This window comes from Moraxella marmotae (assembly GCF_042219885.1).
Taxonomy (GTDB): domain Bacteria; phylum Pseudomonadota; class Gammaproteobacteria; order Pseudomonadales; family Moraxellaceae; genus Moraxella; species Moraxella marmotae.
In genome coordinates this window covers 1,270,360-1,288,765 of record NZ_JBHJHR010000002.1, presented here as the reverse complement: position 1 = coordinate 1,288,765, position 18,406 = coordinate 1,270,360, and the positions used below count along the sequence as shown (strand labels likewise).

Here is an 18,406-nt window from a genome sequence, read left to right as displayed (position 1 = left end):
CCGCCCCCACAAATTGCTCATCGCTCAAAAACCTGCAACAATCGCCGCAATTTTTTGGCAAATTTTGGCGATTTTTGGCAAATTTTGCCGATGTGTTACCGAAAAAAAGATTACACTACAATACGCATACATTTATTAAGGGATTTTTTTGGCAAAAACCAGTATCATAATCACAAGAGCGATAATCAGAATTTTGCACAAATGATAAAAATGACTTATCAGGCACGCCGCACAGCTGCCACCGTTTATGATAAAGATTCTAGCATCGACGGCATCAGCCATGATGACCATGCTTGTGCTTTATTGAGATTGATCAATCGATCCAATCCGTCAGGCACACCGTCAAACAGACCGACAAGTACGCTGTCAAGCACGCTAAAGCAGCTGGTTACTGTGCTGCTAATCATCGCTTTGGGATTGCCCACTGCCGCCTGTGCTACCAACCCAGCCCGCTATCAGCGAGTATCAGCTCCACAGACCATCAACACCCAAGAAATCTACCTAACCGTCAGTCAGTACGAATTGGCATTGATTCAAGTGCTGTCCGAGATTTGCCCACCGATTCTAAACACCGCCCAAAAAGCAAATTTTGGCCGTGCTTATAACCGCCAGCTGCATTTGTTTATGCCCAGATCCGCCAATCCGCACCAAAGCCTGCAACAGCTGAACAACCAGCGTGATTATCGCATTATCCTGCACAATGTCCGTGCTTGGACGGCCAGTTTCCCCGCATCCGAAAACCGTGCTTTGTGTTATGAATTTGCCAGTTCGGTTTGATGCTTTGACAATTTTATCAGCCCATTATTTGAATTGATTATTTGAATCAATCTTTAAATCAGTTATTTGAAGGAATTATTGAAAAATTGACAATTTGGTTAATTCATTGATTTATCAAATTGCTTGGGGTGAATAAATCGGCTTGGTTTCAAAATTTGTTTGCTTTAAATGGCTTTGCCGTTTTGCCACTTTACCCATTTTGCTATATTGTCATTTGTCATATTGCCATTTTATCGTTTTGCCATATTGCCAAAAGTTCAGTTGCCAAGTTAAATTATCAAAATTACCAGAATAACCAAGAATCAGCAGATAACGCCCACTTTTGGCAGATGATTTGTTATAATGATATTTTATAATCATCATTATTCAATGGGGGTGCTTATGTATCAGTTTAATCGTCAATTTCCCAACACTCGCCTACGCCGCTTGCGTGCATCTGATGGACTGCGTGAGATGGTGCAAGAGACGCATTTGGCGGCGTGCCACCTGATTGCTCCTGTGTTCGTCATCGAAGGGGTAAACCAAAAACAAAGCATCGCCAGCATGCCCAATGTCTATCGCTATTCCATCGATTTATTGGTGGCATATGTGCGTGAGCTGTATGCCGCTGGCGTGCGTATGATTGATATTTTTCCTGTGATTGACCCTGCCCTAAAAACCGCCGACGGGCAAAATGCCTACCATGCCGACACGCTGGCGGTGCGTGCGGTGCGTGCCATCAAGGACGCTGTGCCACAGATGATAGTGATGACCGATGTGGCACTAGACCCTTATACCACGCACGGTCAAGACGGCATCATCGATGAGACTGGCTATGTGATCAATGACATCACCACCGAAGCTCTGGTCAAGCAAACCCTAGCCCACGCCGCCGCTGGTGCCGATGTCATCTCACCCAGTGATATGATGGACGGACGCATTCAGGCGATGCGTGATGCCCTAGAATCACATGGTTATGTCAATACCGCCATCATGGCGTATTCTGCCAAATATGCATCTGCCTACTATGGGCCATTTCGTGATGCGGTCGGCTCATCAGGCAACCTAAAAGGCCACAAAAAGCAATACCAAATGGACCCTGCCAACCGTGCCGAAGCCCTGCACGAAGTGGCATTGGACATCAAAGAAGGTGCTGATATGGTGATGGTCAAGCCCGGCCAGCCGTATTTGGACATCGTGCGTGAAGTCAAAAGCACCTTTGGCGTGCCGACTTATGCCTATCAAGTCTCTGGCGAATATGCCATGCACATGGCAGCTATCCAAAACGGCTGGCTTAGCGAAGCGGTAATTTTGGAAAGTTTGATCGGTTTTCGTCGTGCTGGCTGCGATGGCATTTTGACTTATTTTGCTCTAGATGCCGCACGCCTGCTTAATGATTGCTAAATTACAAAATTAAGCAATTATCCGTCATCGCACCAGCGGCAGCCTGATGTGGCGTGTCGTTGGTGTTTTTATTTATTATTGCCCAAATTGTCAAATCGCCCAATCAATTCATGCAACCTGCCAAATTTGTTATGCAATTTTGGCACAGTTTGCCCTACCCATCTTTTGGTTAATTATATCCCCAAAAAATTTCATACAATCGGCTGCTGATTGCCTACCGCTTAACAAAAAATCATGCTAGAATAACCAAACTTTTTAACGCCATCAAGCATCAGCTTGGCAATTTTGGCAATTTAGCTACACAATGGATATATTATGAGCACTTCAGTTCCTAACACTCAAAGTGTCGATGCTACCTTAAGCTCTGACGCCGATTTGCAAAAACAGCAATTTGAGCAAGCTGCCCTACACTATCACGAACACCCACGCCCCGGCAAAATCTCTGTAACACCCACCAAAAAAATTGCCAACCAGCGTGACCTTGCCTTGGCGTATTCACCCGGTGTTGCCGTGCCATGTCTTGAAATCGAAAAAGACCCAAAATTGGCTGCCAAATACACCGCACGCAATAACTTGGTTGGCGTAATCACCAACGGTACAGCGGTTCTGGGCTTGGGCAATATCGGTGCGTTGGCATCTAAGCCTGTGATGGAAGGTAAAGGCGTTTTGTTCAAAAAATTTGCCGGCATTGATGTTTTTGATATCGAAATCAACCAAAACGATCCTGATAAGTTCATCGAAGCGGTCGCAAGCCTTGAGCCGACTTTTGGCGGTATCAACCTAGAAGACATCAAAGCACCAGAATGCTTTAAGATTGAGCGTGAATTGCGTGAACGCATGAATATTCCTGTGTTCCACGACGATCAGCACGGCACGGCGATTATCGCAGCCGCCGCCTTATTAAACGCTCTAAAATTGGTCAAAAAAGACATCGCCAACATCAAAGTGGTCTGCTCTGGTGCAGGGGCCGCTGCCATCAGCTGCCTTGAGCTGATTATCGCTTTGGGCGTAACTCGCTCAAATATCTTTGTGCTGGATTCTCGTGGTGTGATTACCACTCGCCGTGAAAACTTGGACGAATCTAAGCAACGCTTTGCCCAAGATACCGATGCCACCACTTTGGACGAAGTGATTGGCGATGCTGACTTTTTCTTAGGTCTGTCAGGCCCAGGGATTTTGACCCCTGAAATGGTCAAACGCATGGCAAAAGATCCGATTATCTTTGCCCTTGCCAACCCAACGCCTGAGATTATGCCAGAGCTGGCACACGCTGCTCGCTCAGATGTCATCATGGCAACTGGCCGCTCTGACTATCCAAACCAAGTCAATAACGCCCTGTGTTTCCCATACATTTTCCGTGGTGCGTTAGATGTTGGGGCAACAATCGTCAATGAAGAGATGAAAATTGCCTGTGTTCACGCCATCGCTGCCATGGCACATACCGAAGTTTCTCTATCTGAAACGGACAAAGTTACTGAAAACAAGCAATTTGGTCGTGAATACCTGATCCCCGGCCCACTTGAGCCAAATCTTATCCTAAATATCGCCCCAGCGGTCGCCAAAGCAGCGATGGATACTGGCGTGGCGACTTTGCCAATCGAAGATTTTGATGCTTATCGTCAAACTTTATCAGAATTTGTCTATAACACTGCTTTGGCAATGAAGCCGGTCTTTACCCAAGCCAAGCAAGCACCAAAACGCATCGTCTATGCCGAAGGTGAAGATCCCAATGTCTTGCGTGCCGTTCAGGTGGTGGTTGATGAAAACATGGCAACGCCAATCGTCATCGGTCGCCCTGATGTCATCGAAGCACAAATCAAAGAGCTGGGCTTGCGTCTGCATTTGGGTCAAAATGTGGAAGTAGTGGATATTAACAACAATCCAAAACACGAGCAATACTGGCAACATTATCACCAAACCAACCACCGCCTTGGTGTGTCTGCCGAGCTGGCTCGCCGTGATATGCGTCGCAAAAGCTCACTGCTGGGTGCGATGATGGTTGAGCAAGGCGATGCCAATGGCTTGCTGTGTGGTACTTTTGGTTATTATGATTTGCACTTGGATTATATCCGCCGTGTGATTGGCAAGCGTGATGATGTGAGCGATTTTTATGCCATGAGCGGTGTTATCTTACAAGATCGCACCTTGTTTATCGCCGATCCATACATTCACGAAAACCCAACCGCCGAGCAGATTGCCGAGATGACCATTTTGGCTGCCCAAAGCGTGCGTCGTTTTGGCGTTGAACCCCGTGTTGCCCTGCTGTCGCATTCTGACTTTGGTACATCACAGCGTGAATCTGCCGTCAAAATGCGTGAAGCCTACCACATTTTGCGTGATATGAATGTGGACTTTGAATTTGATGGTGAAATGCATGGCGACACTGCACTGGATTTGCGTGTGCGTGAACAAAATCACCCATTTAGCACACTGCACGGCTCGGCAAACTTGCTGATTATGCCGACTTTGGACGCCGCTCATATCACCTTTAATTTGCTAAAAGCAACCAGCGGCGGCTCTGCCATCGGTCCGATTTTATTGGGTGCGGATAAGCCAGTGCATATCCTAGTACCAGCATCGACTGCTCGCCGTATCGTCAATATGACCGCCGTGGTCGTTACCGACGCCCAAAAAATGGACGCCGAATAAACGCTAATTGCCAAAAATTCGCTCCATTTCGTGTGCGATTTGATGCTTTGATGTAAAAATATAAAATGCCAGCCAGAGTTGCTGGCGTTTTTTATTGCTATTTCATCAATATTTTTTTATAAATTTTATTTAGATAAATTTTATAAATTGATTAAAATTTCATAAAAATTACTTAAAAGACCATCATGGGCAAATTGCTTGCATGAAATGGTTTGGCAAATGCTCAAAAAATTGCTATATTAAATCATCAAAACAGCGAAATAGCGGTTAAAATTAACTGGGAAAAATCATGCAAGTATATTTGGTTGGCGGTGCGGTGCGTGATGCATTGCTTGGGTTGCCTGTGGCGGATAAGGATTTTATGGTGGTGGGAGCGACCGCCGATGAGCTGTTGGCACAAGGTTTTTGCCAAGTCGGTGCTGATTTTCCTGTGTTTTTACACCCTGACACGCACGCCGAATACGCCTTGGCACGCCTTGAGCGAAAAACTGGCACAGGCCATACGGCATTTACCGTACAGGCATCTGCCGATGTGCGGCTAGAAGATGACTTATTACGCCGAGATTTGACCATCAACGCCTTGGCGATGCCAGTGCATGGCTTGTTTGATGATACACCTATGGGTGATACGGTGATGGATTTTTATGGCGGTTTGGACGATCTAAAGCATCGCATTTTACGCCATGTCAGCCCAGCTTTTAGCGAAGATCCCTTGCGAGTGCTGCGAGTGGCACGGTTTTTTGCACGCTTATCACCGCTTGGTTTTGTTATCCATGACAGCACTGCCGCCTTGATGACGCAGATTGCCAAAGATGGCGAACTTAGCACCCTAAGCCGTGAACGCATTTGGGCGGAGTTTGCTCGTGCCTTGATGTACCCAGCAGGGCATTGCTTTATTACTTGTTTGCATCAGTTGCAGATTTTGGGTCATATTTTGCCGATGCTTGATGATGCTTTAGCCAAACCAAGCATTTACCAAGCTGCCATTAGCCGCTTACAAACCGCCTGCCAAAATAATGCACCGCTTGCCACACGGCTGGCGATGCTGTTTGTTGATTTGTCAAGTGATGCCATCAGCGACTGCCTAAAACGGCTCAACGCCCCCAAAGCCATCGCCCAGTTTATCCATGCCTTTGCCAATCATCATCAAACGCTGCTTAAGCTGCCTGCCATCAGCAGTGATGAGCTATTGACACTGATTGAACACACCAAAGCACACAAGGACAGCACGCTACTGACGCAGCTGTATGACGCTTGCCAACTTTACCAAAACGCCCCCATGCCCTATCCTGCATCGTGGCTTGATGATGCCATTCATCGCCATCAAAGCGTCAGCATGGCAAATATTGATCGCACGCTCACTGGCAAAGCCATCGGCGATGAGCTGACACGCCAACGCCGCATTGCCCTGCATGGACTTTTGGGCAATTTTCAGATGGCGACGGCTTTGACGATATTTTAGCTAGCGTTCGTTGATTTGGATTTTGGGTTTGCTTAAATTTGCCTAAAATTGTCCAAATTTGCCCAGATTTGCTTGGCGTGTGGTTTTAATGGCTTAGATTTTGGCAATTTTGATTTGATAACTTTGATTTTGATGGCTTTAATTGGGCAGATTTTTAAACAATTTATCCACAAATTTAAAATTAAATTTTAAGATGATATGAATATTATGCAAGAGATGACAAAAACCGCACTCATCACAGGGGGTGCTCGGCGTATCGGTGCTGCCATCGCCCAAGTGCTGCACCAAGCTGGCTATCAGGTGATTATTCATTATCACCACAGCCATCAGCAAGCACAAGATTTGGCCGATATGCTCAATGCCAAGCGAGCTGGCAGTGCTAAGATTATTCAGGCAGACTTACAAATTGTCAATGACAAACAGGCTTTGGCACAGTTTGCCACTGACTGCTTGGCGATGTTTGGCAGGCTAGATGTGTTGGTGCATAATGCGTCCAGTTTTTATGCGACCGATTTACAAGCCACGCATGAGATTTTACTATCACACTGGCAGGATTTGATGCTGACCAATGCCAAAGCCCCTTTGCTGCTTACGCAGGCGTTTTTGTCCGCCTTGCAGGACACTCAAGGCAACATCATCAGCCTGCTAGACATTCATGCCGACCGCCAGCCCTTTGTTGGCTATCCCATCTATAATATGGCAAAGGCCGCTCATCGCATGATGGTGCAGAGTCTGGCATTAGAGCTATCACCCAAAATCCGCATTAACGGCGTCGCCCCCGGTGTCAATATTTTCCCCGATGACGACCAAAACCCCGAGCTAAACAGCCAAACCCAAGCCGCTCTCACCGCATCAGTGCCTTTGGCTGGTATCGGCACGCCTGATGACATCGCTCAGACGGTGCTGTTTTTGGCTGGCAGTCCCTACATCACAGGGCAAATCATCGCCGTTGATGGCGGTCGCAGCCTGACCATTAAGGGCGGCTAATCAGTGATGCCAAATGATCGCAGGTTTTGGCATAGAAGCGTTTTTGGCGACTTGCAGATTTTTTATTAATAAATTTTTTTACAGATATTTTGGCAAATTTTTCAAAAAATTGCTGACAAAAGCGAATTTTTCGGCTAAAATTTGCCAACTTTACATGGTTATCAATTTGCTGTTACAGTATGGCAAGATTGGTAGCCACTTTCTTTTGTGTTTTTTTTCTAAAATTGGAGCAGATAGCCTAATCGAATCACCATCAAACCTTGCGTTTGGTACGATGAAGCTTTAGTTCTCTTTTTGTGTTGGCTGCATTTTTGCACACTTAAAAGGAATACCATCGTTGAATAATACTCTACCCACTTCAAATGTCGCTCGCTTGCAGCGAAATCTGAGCCTTTGGCACATCATCATCATCGGCTTGGCTTATATTCAGCCCATGACCTTGCTTGATACTTTTGGCCAAGTGTCTGATGCCAGTATTGGCCATGTTCCCCTTTCTTATGTTTTTGCCTTGCTTGCGGTGCTTTTGACTTCGGTCAGCTACGGACACATGATTCGTGCTTATCCGTCATCTGGCTCGGCTTATACTTATACCCAAAAAGCCATCAACCCATCGATGGGCTTTATGGTTGGCTGGTCAAGTTGGCTGGATTATCTACTGTCGCCATTGGTGAATATTATCCTTGCGGTATTGTATTTAGAAGCCCTTTTCCCATCGGTCAATCACTGGGTTTGGGTCATTAGCTTGACCGCTTTGATGACGATTGTCAATCTGTTTGGCTCAAAAATCGTTGCCTATTTTAACAGCTGGATTGTCTTTGTGCAGTTGGCGATTATCATTTTGTTCACCTTTATGACCTTCCAGCAGCTAGAAGCTGGTCGTAATGCCGATGGCATGATTGATGCTACCAACGCCTATCAGCTGTGGAGCTTGACGCCATTTTGGAGTGAGATGACCGATATCGGTAAAGTTATCGGCGGTGCAACCATTTTGTGTTTTTCTTTTACAGGGTTTGATGCACTCTCCAGCCTTGCCGAAGAAACCAAAGATGTCAAGAAAACCTTGCCAAGAGCCATGTTCCTAACTTCGCTATTTGCAGGGATTATCTTTATTATCAGCACTTACTTTATGCAGCTGTATTTCCCGGGCGATGCTCTGGGTTACTTTGGCGATGCTGTCGCCGAAGGGACGCAGCCTGACATTCTAAAAATTGTCGGCGGTGCGGTATTCCAAGGCTGGGTACTAGGCTTTGCCATCGTTACGGTCATGGCATCAGGCATCTCAGCACACGCTGGTGTCTCTCGCTTGATGTATGTCATGGGTCGTGATGGCGTGATTAGTAAGCGTATTTTTGGTCAGATTCACCCAAAACTACGCACGCCTGTCAATAACATTCTGATCGCTGGTGCTATCGCCTTGACGGCAGGTTTTATCAATCTGGATACGGTTGTTGATTTGATCAGCTTTGGTGCGTTGACTGCCTTTAGTTTTGTCAATATCTCGGTGATTTTCCATTATGCCTTGCGTAATCGCCTTGTTAAGTCTGGCGGCGATGTCTTTAACTACATCATCGTTCCGATTTTGGGCTTTATCAGCGTGTTCTTGATGTGGCTGGAAGTTGATGAAACTTCGTTGAAAGTTGGTCTGTTCTGGGCGGCGATTGGCTTTATTTGGCTGGGTATCAAAACCCGTGGCTTTAAGCAGCCTGTCCCACAATACAAAGAAGATGTCTAATGATTCCAATAAATCTTAATTCTATGTTGATTTAATATTGATTAAAAAATGCCCTAAGTTTAAAATTTAGGGCATTTTCTTTTATGGCAACATGATGATTTGCAGTGGTTTTTAAAGGTTTTTTTTAAAATTGATAGATTGAAAATTTTAACAAAATTTTTGCAATACTTGAAAAATTTAGCAATGAAAATTTCAAAATCAGCCCAAAAGCCAACTCACAGCGTGCGACCGATGGCATCGGCGATTTGGCGGATTTCTTCTTCGCTCATGTCTTTGTTGGCGTTGAGCAGGCGTTGCTGCAAATCGTCATCGCCCAACGCATCATCATCTCTTGGGTATAGGCGTGGCAAATCAAGCATTTGTCGCACCAAAGCAGATTTTAGCGTATCACGCCTGCCCAGATACCGCTGATAAAAACTGGAATTGAGCAGGCTAGCACCACCTTGCCCCACAGCGTACAAAGTCGCCATATAATCACGGATATTAATCATGCTATTTTGCTCAACGATATACGCTTGCACGATTTTTAGCATATACGCCATACGCTCACGGCGGACACGGTACAGCTCGGCAAACAGTTTATTTAGCCCTGATGTTGTGGACGACAGCCGCTCTTCGATGTGATTAAATAAAATCGCCCGATGTGGCAAATTCAGCAGCTGCAACACCAAGCGCGCCACGCCTGCCCCAGCCCCATCTTCGACAGTAATCATGCCCAATTTGCGTTTTTCATAATCAATCAGCACACGCAACAAAAGCTCATCTTTACTGGCAAAATGCTTGTACAAAGTGCCTTTTGCCAAATCCAGCTGCAACGCCAAACTGTCTAAGGTCAAATCCCCTTCGCCAGACTCCAAAAGCAGTTGCTCTGCGGTCTGCAAAATGTTTTTTTCTCGCAGTTCAAACTGCTGTTTACGACTTGTCATCAGTTGCCCTTTTGTTATCTAGTCAATTTTAAACCATGACAAAACATATCAAAATTGCTTATTTTTTGCAAGTTGCAATCGGTATGTTTAGCGATTTTTACTAAAATCTTGGCGTATTTTTGGTATATTTTTGGCAAACTTTCGGTAAATGCTTGGCAAATTTTTAACACATTTTTGGCAAATTGTGAATAAATACTTAGCAAAATCTTGCCAATATTCGCTTTTGATGGTGGCGATGATAAATTTATCAAGGTTGTTACAATTTAGTGCCAAATTTATGTGAATAATTGTTCACTTTTATAGTGATTTATGATAGCATGATTGATGTGGTTAATCGCCCAAAAGCTTTGTTATCGCTTGCTTTGTTTTTAGGTTTTATTTTTATCACATTGACCAAGCTTGTATGAATTTTTGGAATGATTATCCAGTTTTTAAAAACTTTATGTTTATCTAAACTTTGTTCGTTCTTTTTTGGTTTGCCACCTTTTATAGGATATTATCGTTTATGAGTATCGAACGCAATCCTGAAGCCTTTAAAAACGCCCCCATCAACTGGGTGCCTGCCATTGTGCTATTATCAACGCCGCTGCTTGCCATCATTTTGGTGCCTTGGTATCTGTGGCATCATGGGGTCAATCCTGCCGTTTGGACTGCTTTTGCGGTATTTATGGCATGGACGGGCTTATCCATCACCGCAGGTTATCACCGCCTGTGGGCCCACAAATCCTACGAAGCACACCCAATTGTCAAATATTTCTTGCTTTTGGGGGCGACTTTGGCGGTGCAAAGTTCTGCCTTTGACTGGTGTTCTGGGCATCGCACGCATCACCGCCATGTCGATGATGAATATGATGATCCATACTCGGCACGCCGTGGTTTTTGGTTTAGCCATATGGATTGGATGCTGCACAAATATCCAAGCGGTCAATACGACTACAAAAATATCCCTGATCTTAAAAAAGACAAACTGCTGAGCTTACAACATCGCTATTATGGCTTTTGGGTGATTATCACCAATGTCATCGTCGTCGGTGCTGCCGGCCTAATCACTGGCGATATGCTGGGGACTTTTTTGATTGCTGGGCTGTTACGCTTGGTATTGACGCATCATTTCACTTTCTTTATCAACTCGCTGTGCCATATGTTCGGTACACGCCCTTATACCGATGAAAACACCGCACGAGATAATCCGCTGCTGGCCATCGTAACTTGGGGCGAAGGTTATCACAATTACCATCATTATTTCCAATACGACTATCGCAATGGCGTCAAATGGTGGCAATACGACCCAACCAAGTGGTTCATCGGTCTGCTGTCTAAGATTGGCTTGGCGGATAATCTAAAACGAGTGGACGACTTGACCATCAAGCACGCCGAAGTTACCATGCAGTTTAAGCGTGCCCAAGCTCGCATCGCCAAAGGTGCTGAACCAAGTTTGGACGAGCGTTTGGCGGCATTTAAAGAACGCATCAGTGCCGAATATGACGAATTTACCAAAACTGTCGAAGAATGGCACGCCCTAAAAGCCCAAGCCATCGAGCTTAAGCGTGCCGCCATCGCTGATCGCCTACAAGAAGCGGACGACAAGCTCAAAGCCCAATATGTCCAAGTTGAACAAAAAATCTTGGCACACAGCAAGCACATTGAGCAGGCATTTTTACAATTAAAAGGTAAAACTGCCAAAGTCTAACGGCGGCTGATTTTAGGTAAATTTGTCAGATAGCCTGCAAGACAACTTGCTTTAGCGACCCTTTGCCTTTATGATGGGCAAAGGGTTTTTTATCAGTAATAACAACTGGGCATGGCGTGATGAAATTTGTGCATGATTATCTAAAACACGATGACCGTCTGTATCGGCATATCGCACCAACACCGCTTGACAATCCCAAATTGGTGGCAATCAACCAGCGATTGATTAACAAATTGGGCTTAGCGACACTGGATAATCATCACTGGTGCGATGTCATCAGTGGGCGTCTGTCAGCACTTGCGGCATTGAGTGAGCATGGGCTGCAGCCGATTGCCATGGCGTATGCAGGGCATCAGTTTGGGCAGTGGGCAGGTCAGCTTGGCGATGGGCGGGGACTACTGATTGCCCAACTTACCGATGCTGATGGCCGCTTGATTGATTTGCACCTAAAAGGTGCTGGACGCACGCCCTACTCACGCCACGGCGATGGGCGAGCGATGCTGGCAAGCAGTATCCGTGAATATCTGGGCGGCCATGCCCTGACTCATCTTGGTATTGGCTCATCAGATGCCATTGGGCTTGTCGTCTCTGATACACCAATCTACCGCCAGTCCGTTGAGCAGGCGGCGGCGTTATTGCGTGTGAGTGATTGCCATGTGCGTTTGGGGCATTTGCAATGGGTGGCAATGTACGCCCCAGATTGTTTAATAAAATTTATCAATCTCATCGCCCAAAGCTACTACCCCGAGCTGTACGACGCCGCCACGCAGACGGTGGATTTGGCTGGCTTGATGGCACACATCGCCAAACGCACTGCCAAGATGATTGCCCAGTGGCAGCTGATTGGCTTTAGTCATGGCGTGATGAATACTGATAATTTAAACATCACTGGCACGACTTTGGACTTTGGGCCATATGGTTTTATGGAAGGCTTTAACCCCACTTGGATCAATAACCACTCCGACCACCACGGACGCTACTGCTACCAAAATCAGCCGATGATTGGCCATTGGAATTTGGCAACTGCCTTTAAAAGCCTAAAGCATTTGACCACCCAAGATGACATCGATCACGCCTTGGCTGATTATGAGCAAGTCCTAACCGACACTTATCAAAATGGGCTGTGTCACAAACTTGGCTTTGATGGATTTGGCAAATTTGATCAATTGGCAGATTTTAATCATTTGGATAATTTGGGTTGTTTAGATAACTTAGACAATAACCACACAGCCGATGCCCAAGCTCAAGCGACAATCCTTGATTTGGGCTATCGGTTACTGGCATTAATGCAGACGCACCGTCTAGACTACACCAATACCTTTCGCTCACTGATTGCCGTGCTTGATGATGGCGACAACCCTTTGTGTTATGCTCACGAATACCGCCTACTGCAGACACTGATGCACGCTCTGCCACATGATGCTCACGAACATTGGCACGCTTGGGCGGCTGATTATCGTACATTGATTGGGCAAATCAGCAACAAAGATAACGCCATCGCCATCATCAGTCGCATCAATCCTGTCTATATCCTACGAAATCACATGGCTCAAAAAGCCATCGAACACGCTGACGCTGGCGATTTTGGCGAAGTGGCACGGTTATTTGCCCTACTAGAACAGCCATATCAGACCCAAAGCTGTGCCACTGCCAACGACACACGCATGGCACTGCCTGATGAAGCCGATCCAGTCAGCTGCTTATCCTAAGGCACTGGATAAGACATTGGACACTGTTGGCATACTGGCGGCAAATGGCAATCAAATCATTATCCATCAGCGATAAAGCATGAATAATTGTGCAAATTTGCAACACTTTCACATTTTTGTGCATATTTTTGTTAAAATAGCCCATAATTTGGCTGTGTGGGTTTAACCATGTTAAGTATTTATTTATTAATTCCTTTAAGCCTGATGTTGTTTGTGGTGGCGATTTGGGCGATTTATTACGCCGTCAAGTCCAATCAATTCGAAGATTTGGACAATGCCCCTGAGCAAATTATCCTGGACGACCGTCAAGCACGCCGCAAAAATCTCCCAACAACCAACAAGGACAAACCATGACCACTGCACTGATTTTTGCCGCCTTAAGCATGGGGCTACTCGGTTCGCCGCATTGTCTGGGTATGTGTGGCGGTATTGTGGCGGCTTTTGGCATCTCGATGCAAGGCTCACCTGCCAAAAAAACCTTATTAATACTCAGCTATCACATCGGACGCTTGGGCAGTTATGTGGCCTTGGGCTGGGTGGTGGCGACTTTTGGTGAGCATGTGCTTGCTCCTTTATTGGCAAACAGTGTCATGCCAAAATACCTGCTTGGCGGTGCGTTGGTGCTCGCTGCTTTATTAATGCTTGGCGTGCCCACCCTTAGCCGCCTTGAAAAAGCAGGCTTGGGACTTTGGAATGCTCTATCGCCGATACGCAGTAAAGTGCTGCCCATCAATAACCTACCCAAAGCACTGGCAGCAGGACTGCTGTGGGGATTTTTGCCCTGCGGTTTGGTTTATGGGGCGTTGGGTGTGGCATTGGGGCTGGCAGCTGGTGGACAAGCAGGATTGACCGCCACCGCCTTTATGCTGTTTTTTTGGTTGGGGACTTTGCCGATGCTGCTTGCCACAGGCACGGTTGTCACATGGCTAAAATCCAAAATCCACACTTTCAACTTGCGTAAATTCAGCGGCGTGGTGATGCTCATCTCAGGGCTTGCCATTGCTTTTAGCATGCCGATTATGCAAATGATGCACGGCGGCCACGACCACGCCCATATGCATGGCTCACACATGATGCACGACCATGGCGAACATGACCATAGCCAACATGGACACGACAGCCATCATCACATGCATGGCGAATCACACGCACATCATGAGCATCATCACCATGATCATTAATACAAAATCATTGATATGACAAAATAACAGGTAAGCAAATCGCCAATCATTAAACTTAGCACCACTTTTGGGATTTTATTCATTGTCATTCATAAGCCCTAAGTGGTGCGTTTTATGGCAGTTTTTTAATAACTTTTTAACCAATAAATCATTGGTAAATAGGCAGTCAATTTGCCAAATCTTTTAAAATTTTTAAACTAAAATTGATATTAACATTGGCAATGCCAAACAGTTTTAGCAAAATTTTTGATTGATTTGCTATTTTTTTAATCACTACCGCAGTATGTATCATCAGATCAAACCACCACCCAAAAGATAGCCCAAAAAAAAGCAGCCCAAATCGGACTGCTTTTTATCATTGCCAAATTGGCTTGGCTTGATGGTATCACCAGTAATTATCTCTGGTGATTACACTAGTAGTTACGCTGGCAATTACAGGATACCGTAGGCAACCAAGGCGTTGGCAACTTGGGTAAAGCCTGCGACATTCGCACCTGTCATGTAGTCAATCGCACCTTTGGTTGTGCCGTATTTTTCGGCAGCGGCACGAGAGTTGTCATGGATATTTTTCATGATATTTTTTAGCTTCTCGTCAAGCTCAGCAAAGCTCTTGTACTGACGCACTGAGTTTTGGCTCATTTCTAGACCAGAAACCGCCACACCGCCAGCGTTTGCTGCTTTGCCCGGTGCATAGGTAACGCCGTTTTCACGCACCACATCAATGGCTTCGGCAGTCAGTGGCATATTCGCCCCTTCAGCGACATATTTGACACCGCCAGCGACCAATTGCTTGGCTTCTTCGGCATTGACTTCATTTTGGGTGGCACATGGCAAGGCAACATCAGCAGCAAATTTCCAAGGTTTTTCGCCAGCCAGCCATTCGCCGCCAAACTTCGCCACATACTCAGACAGTGGCTTGCGTGCGTCTTTTTGGGCTTTTACCCAGTCGATTTTTTCTTGGGTAAAACCATCGGCATCGTACAAAGTGCCTTGAGAGTCTGAGAAAGTGATGACTTTACCGCCCAACTGCAAGGCTTTTTCGGCAGCGTATTGTGCCACATTGCCTGCACCTGAAACTAGGACAGTTTTACCATCTAGGCTGTCGTTGTTGGCTTTTAGCATATAATCCAAGAAATACACCAAACCATAACCTGTCGCTTCGGTGCGAATCAAGCTGCCACCAAAGCCCACGCCCTTACCAGTCAAAACACCTTCGTATTCACGAGTTAAGTTTTTGTACATAGCGAACATATAGTTCACTTCACGACCGCCAACACCGATGTCGCCTGCTGGCACGTCCATGTCTTTGCCGATATTTTTATGCAACTCACGCATGAATGCGTAGCAGAAACGACGGATTTCTGCATCTGATTTGCCTTTAGGGTCAAAGTCAGAGCCGCCTTTACCGCCACCCATTGGCAAGCCAGTTAGGGCATTTTTGAAAATCTGCTCAAAGCCCAAGAATTTTAGCACGCCTTCATTAACTGTTGGGTGAAAACGCAAACCGCCTTTATAAGGGCCGATGGCATTGCTGAATTGGACACGCCAGCCACGGTTTACTTGCACTTCGCCCTTGTCATTTTCCCAGTTCACACGGAAGCTGATGATACGGTCAGGCTCGCACAGACGCTCAAATACTTTTAGCTCGGCAAACTTGGGATTGTCGGCATAGACTTGCTCAATGGTCATGGCGACTTCTTGAACCGCTTGGATAAATTCAGGTTGGTGTGCGTAGTTTTTTTGAACATGTTCAACGGCAGATTGAATACTCATTTGCAAAAGCCCTCAAGGTTAGAGAAAAAGGGTAACATACCCAAGTTTGACCCCAATATTACAGTTTTTTATGAATGGCAGTTTTCAGCTTTTTATGATGAATGGTTGCTTATTCATCATGGATACATAATAAAAACTTGTAATATCATAAGCAAATATAATATACCTAGATTTTGCATAAATTACAAGCAGTTTTTTGGGCGTTATGTTGGGTATTTTTTTATAAAATAATGTACAAATTTTTGATACGATTTTGGCATGATGACAAATTTTTATCCAAATCTCATTAAGTTTTTATCAATTCTCATCATATTCATCAAGTTTTGCCAATTTTTACCAAAAATAACCTTTTTTTTTCTTTTGCAAAAAATCCCAGCAAAAACAAAAACCGCCATAAAACGCATTTGCAGGCATTTATGGCGGTTGGGGTTTAGGTTTTGTTGTTCTTGATTGTAGTTAGATTGATTTTATCAGCTCGATCATTGTCTTAATCATTGGCCAATGCCGTATCTTTATGATGGTTAAATAAAGTTTTTTGGAGTTCAGGCAATGCCAGCTGCATCATCTCACCGACTGCCATCTGCGGCTCGGACGGCTCAAAGCCCATCAAAATCTCACGCTCTTTGATTTTTGGGACAGCGGCATAAAACGCCTGCATGATGTCGCTGTTTTGTCGCATACTCTCGGCAAAAAACGCCCGCCCAAAATAAGTCATCTGTGCATCATCAGTACAGCCAAACGATGCTTTGTTCGCCTTAGAAGCGGTGATAATCAAAGTATAAGGGTCTTTTAGCACATCAATAAAACTGCCAGAATAGCAAGCAGAAACGACAATCACTCGCCAGCGGATACCAGATTGATCTAGGGCATTTTTTAGCCAAAACGGGTCAATTTGGCGTAAGCTCAGCGGCGGATTATTGACGGCAATCTCGCCTGTTGGCTCGTTGGACTCATTGACCGTGCCATGTGAGCTTAACACCATGAACAAAACATCTTCGTCCGTGTCCATACGCTCGGCGATGCGGTTTAGGCTCTGCTCGATGCCTGTGCGTGTGGCAATCGGATAATCGCCCCAAGTTTTGGGATTATTAATCAGTGTCAAAGAGCGTGTATTGGTGCCAAAGCGAACATCGAACAGCTGGCGAATTTGGGTAATTTCACTGGCGAACACATCTTGATCAGCATAGGCCGCCACGCCCAAAAAATACCAATCGTGCCGGCCTTTTTGTTGGACTGCCAAATTGTTCAGTGCCTGCTCAAACACTTGCGACTGGCGATAAAACGCTTCTTCGTCAAGCTCAATCACCACTTCATCGGTCTTAAAAATTGGCTGATTGATGGTGTTTTTTTGCCAAACTACCAATAGGGCAATGGTAGCAATCAGCATTAAAAGCCGCTCCCACCAAGGCCAGCCAAAGCGTTTGGCAAAAATCAGCAGCAATGCTGTCGTCTGCCAAACAAACAGCAGCAAAAACACCGTAGGCAAAATGCTGTGCAACCAATACGGTAGCCAAGCTTCATTTTCCAAAAACTGAATGCTACTTTGAAACAATACCAACAAGGTATCTGCCGCCAGCCACAAAATCGCTGGCACAAACAAGAGCGAATAATTCAGCGAACGCTGGGCAACAATAATCCCAGCGGCGACAATGATGGTCGGCCAAACCAGATAGCTGATGAGTCCTTGTTCGTTAAAATAGCTGTCAGGCGATGCCACCAGCCAAGCAAACAAAATATTGACCGACAACGCCACCAGCATAAAAAACACAAACTGGGCAAAGGTCGGCTTTGCCATGCCAAATGCTCGTGTGCTACCTGCCAACATCCACAAGGACGCACCCAGATTTGAGAAAAAATTTGAGAAAAAACCCATTGAACTTCCGAAAATCAGTGTCAAAAAGTTAAGCTATTGTAGCACATCACGCCGTATCAATGACCATATCAATAAAAATTTTATAGCATAACATCGACATTTGCCATCTAAAACCGCAAACTTGCCAGTCTGATAAACTGGCAAAGCCGATTTGTCAGCACCAACCATCATCAGCCATCATTTACCATCAACAAAGCCACCTTAACGATGGCTTCATTGATAATTACCAATCAACAATGAAAATTGGCGATTGCTGATTGATAG

At 45.5% G+C, this 18,406-nt stretch carries 13 protein-coding genes; 10 read left to right on the top strand and 3 right to left on the bottom strand.

All coding sequences use genetic code 11. From position 1 onward, the window contains the following. Window positions 1-201 precede the first annotated feature (201 nt). The 6 genes from ACFBZI_RS06015 to ACFBZI_RS05990 all read left to right on the top strand — a co-directional run bounded on the left by ACFBZI_RS06015 (window position 202) and on the right by ACFBZI_RS05990 (window position 8,990). Window positions 202-777, top strand: coding sequence for an MCR_0457 family protein (locus ACFBZI_RS06015; RefSeq protein WP_375715493.1), 576 nt, complete (start codon window positions 202-204; stop codon window positions 775-777). Window positions 778-1,158: 381 nt separating this feature from the next. Beyond that, window positions 1,159-2,160, top strand: a complete 1,002-nt coding sequence (hemB, locus tag ACFBZI_RS06010; RefSeq protein ID WP_375715492.1) for a porphobilinogen synthase — start codon at window positions 1,159-1,161, stop codon at window positions 2,158-2,160. A gap of 315 nt (window positions 2,161-2,475) precedes the next feature. Then, the gene (locus tag ACFBZI_RS06005; RefSeq protein WP_375715491.1) at window positions 2,476-4,809 is read left to right on the top strand and encodes an NADP-dependent malic enzyme; all 2,334 of its coding nucleotides are present in this window, start codon (window positions 2,476-2,478) and stop codon (window positions 4,807-4,809) included. A 289-nt stretch (window positions 4,810-5,098) separates the two neighbouring features. Beyond that, the gene (locus ACFBZI_RS06000; protein WP_375715490.1) at window positions 5,099-6,271 is read left to right on the top strand and encodes a tRNA nucleotidyltransferase/poly(A) polymerase-related protein; all 1,173 of its coding nucleotides are present in this window, start codon (window positions 5,099-5,101) and stop codon (window positions 6,269-6,271) included. Window positions 6,272-6,487: 216 nt separating this feature from the next. Continuing rightward, window positions 6,488-7,258, top strand: coding sequence for a pteridine reductase (locus ACFBZI_RS05995; RefSeq protein ID WP_375716324.1), 771 nt, complete (start codon window positions 6,488-6,490; stop codon window positions 7,256-7,258). A gap of 337 nt (window positions 7,259-7,595) precedes the next feature. Then, complete coding sequence (locus ACFBZI_RS05990) at window positions 7,596-8,990, top strand: APC family permease (protein ID WP_375715489.1); 1,395 nt, start codon at window positions 7,596-7,598, stop codon at window positions 8,988-8,990. A gap of 215 nt (window positions 8,991-9,205) precedes the next feature. Here ACFBZI_RS05990 and ACFBZI_RS05985 read toward each other — a convergent pair whose 3' ends face one another. Beyond that, window positions 9,206-9,916: a TetR/AcrR family transcriptional regulator gene (locus tag ACFBZI_RS05985; protein WP_375715488.1), complete on the bottom strand. Its 711-nt coding sequence runs from the start codon at window positions 9,914-9,916 to the stop codon at window positions 9,206-9,208. A 505-nt stretch (window positions 9,917-10,421) separates the two neighbouring features. Between ACFBZI_RS05985 and ACFBZI_RS05980 the strand changes: the two genes are divergently transcribed. The 4 genes from ACFBZI_RS05980 to ACFBZI_RS05965 all read left to right on the top strand — a co-directional run bounded on the left by ACFBZI_RS05980 (window position 10,422) and on the right by ACFBZI_RS05965 (window position 14,496). Beyond that, complete coding sequence (locus tag ACFBZI_RS05980) at window positions 10,422-11,606, top strand: acyl-CoA desaturase (RefSeq protein ID WP_375715487.1); 1,185 nt, start codon at window positions 10,422-10,424, stop codon at window positions 11,604-11,606. A gap of 119 nt (window positions 11,607-11,725) precedes the next feature. After that, window positions 11,726-13,315 (top strand): protein adenylyltransferase SelO family protein, encoded by a 1,590-nt coding sequence (locus tag ACFBZI_RS05975; RefSeq protein ID WP_375715486.1) that lies wholly within the window; start codon window positions 11,726-11,728, stop codon window positions 13,313-13,315. Between the two features lie 168 nt (window positions 13,316-13,483). Continuing rightward, window positions 13,484-13,669, top strand: coding sequence for a cbb3-type cytochrome oxidase assembly protein CcoS (gene ccoS, locus ACFBZI_RS05970; RefSeq protein WP_375715485.1), 186 nt, complete (start codon window positions 13,484-13,486; stop codon window positions 13,667-13,669). Then, window positions 13,666-14,496, top strand: a complete 831-nt coding sequence (locus ACFBZI_RS05965; RefSeq protein ID WP_375715484.1) for a sulfite exporter TauE/SafE family protein — start codon at window positions 13,666-13,668, stop codon at window positions 14,494-14,496. The genes ccoS and ACFBZI_RS05965 overlap by 4 nt, the downstream gene beginning before the upstream one ends. Window positions 14,497-14,928: 432 nt before the next feature. Here the strand turns inward: ACFBZI_RS05965 and gdhA are convergent, their stop codons facing one another. After that, window positions 14,929-16,269: an NADP-specific glutamate dehydrogenase gene (gene gdhA / locus ACFBZI_RS05960; protein WP_375715483.1), complete on the bottom strand. Its 1,341-nt coding sequence runs from the start codon at window positions 16,267-16,269 to the stop codon at window positions 14,929-14,931. Window positions 16,270-16,756: 487 nt separating this feature from the next. Beyond that, on the bottom strand, window positions 16,757-18,142 hold the full coding sequence (locus ACFBZI_RS05955; protein ID WP_375715482.1) for a C13 family peptidase: 1,386 nt from the start codon (window positions 18,140-18,142) through the stop codon (window positions 16,757-16,759). Window positions 18,143-18,406 lie beyond the last annotated feature (264 nt).

Excerpts from the sequence above, each read along its gene's own strand:
- ACFBZI_RS05985 (WP_375715488.1), bottom strand. The coding sequence starts at position 9,916 with ATGACAAGTCGTAAACAGCAGTTTGAACTGCGAGAAAAAAACATTTTG.
- ACFBZI_RS06005 (WP_375715491.1), top strand. The coding sequence starts at position 2,476 with ATGAGCACTTCAGTTCCTAACACTCAAAGTGTCGATGCTACCTTAAGC.
- ACFBZI_RS05975 (WP_375715486.1), top strand. The coding sequence starts at position 11,726 with ATGAAATTTGTGCATGATTATCTAAAACACGATGACCGTCTGTATCGG.
- ACFBZI_RS05995 (WP_375716324.1), top strand. The coding sequence starts at position 6,488 with ATGACAAAAACCGCACTCATCACAGGGGGTGCTCGGCGTATCGGTGCT.
- gdhA (WP_375715483.1), bottom strand. The coding sequence starts at position 16,269 with ATGAGTATTCAATCTGCCGTTGAACATGTTCAAAAAAACTACGCACAC.
- ACFBZI_RS06015 (WP_375715493.1), top strand. The coding sequence starts at position 202 with ATGATAAAAATGACTTATCAGGCACGCCGCACAGCTGCCACCGTTTAT.
- ACFBZI_RS06000 (WP_375715490.1), top strand. The coding sequence starts at position 5,099 with ATGCAAGTATATTTGGTTGGCGGTGCGGTGCGTGATGCATTGCTTGGG.
- ACFBZI_RS05980 (WP_375715487.1), top strand. The coding sequence starts at position 10,422 with ATGAGTATCGAACGCAATCCTGAAGCCTTTAAAAACGCCCCCATCAAC.
- ACFBZI_RS05955 (WP_375715482.1), bottom strand. The coding sequence starts at position 18,142 with ATGGGTTTTTTCTCAAATTTTTTCTCAAATCTGGGTGCGTCCTTGTGG.
- ccoS (WP_375715485.1), top strand. The coding sequence starts at position 13,484 with ATGTTAAGTATTTATTTATTAATTCCTTTAAGCCTGATGTTGTTTGTG.
- ACFBZI_RS05965 (WP_375715484.1), top strand. The coding sequence starts at position 13,666 with ATGACCACTGCACTGATTTTTGCCGCCTTAAGCATGGGGCTACTCGGT.
- hemB (WP_375715492.1), top strand. The coding sequence starts at position 1,159 with ATGTATCAGTTTAATCGTCAATTTCCCAACACTCGCCTACGCCGCTTG.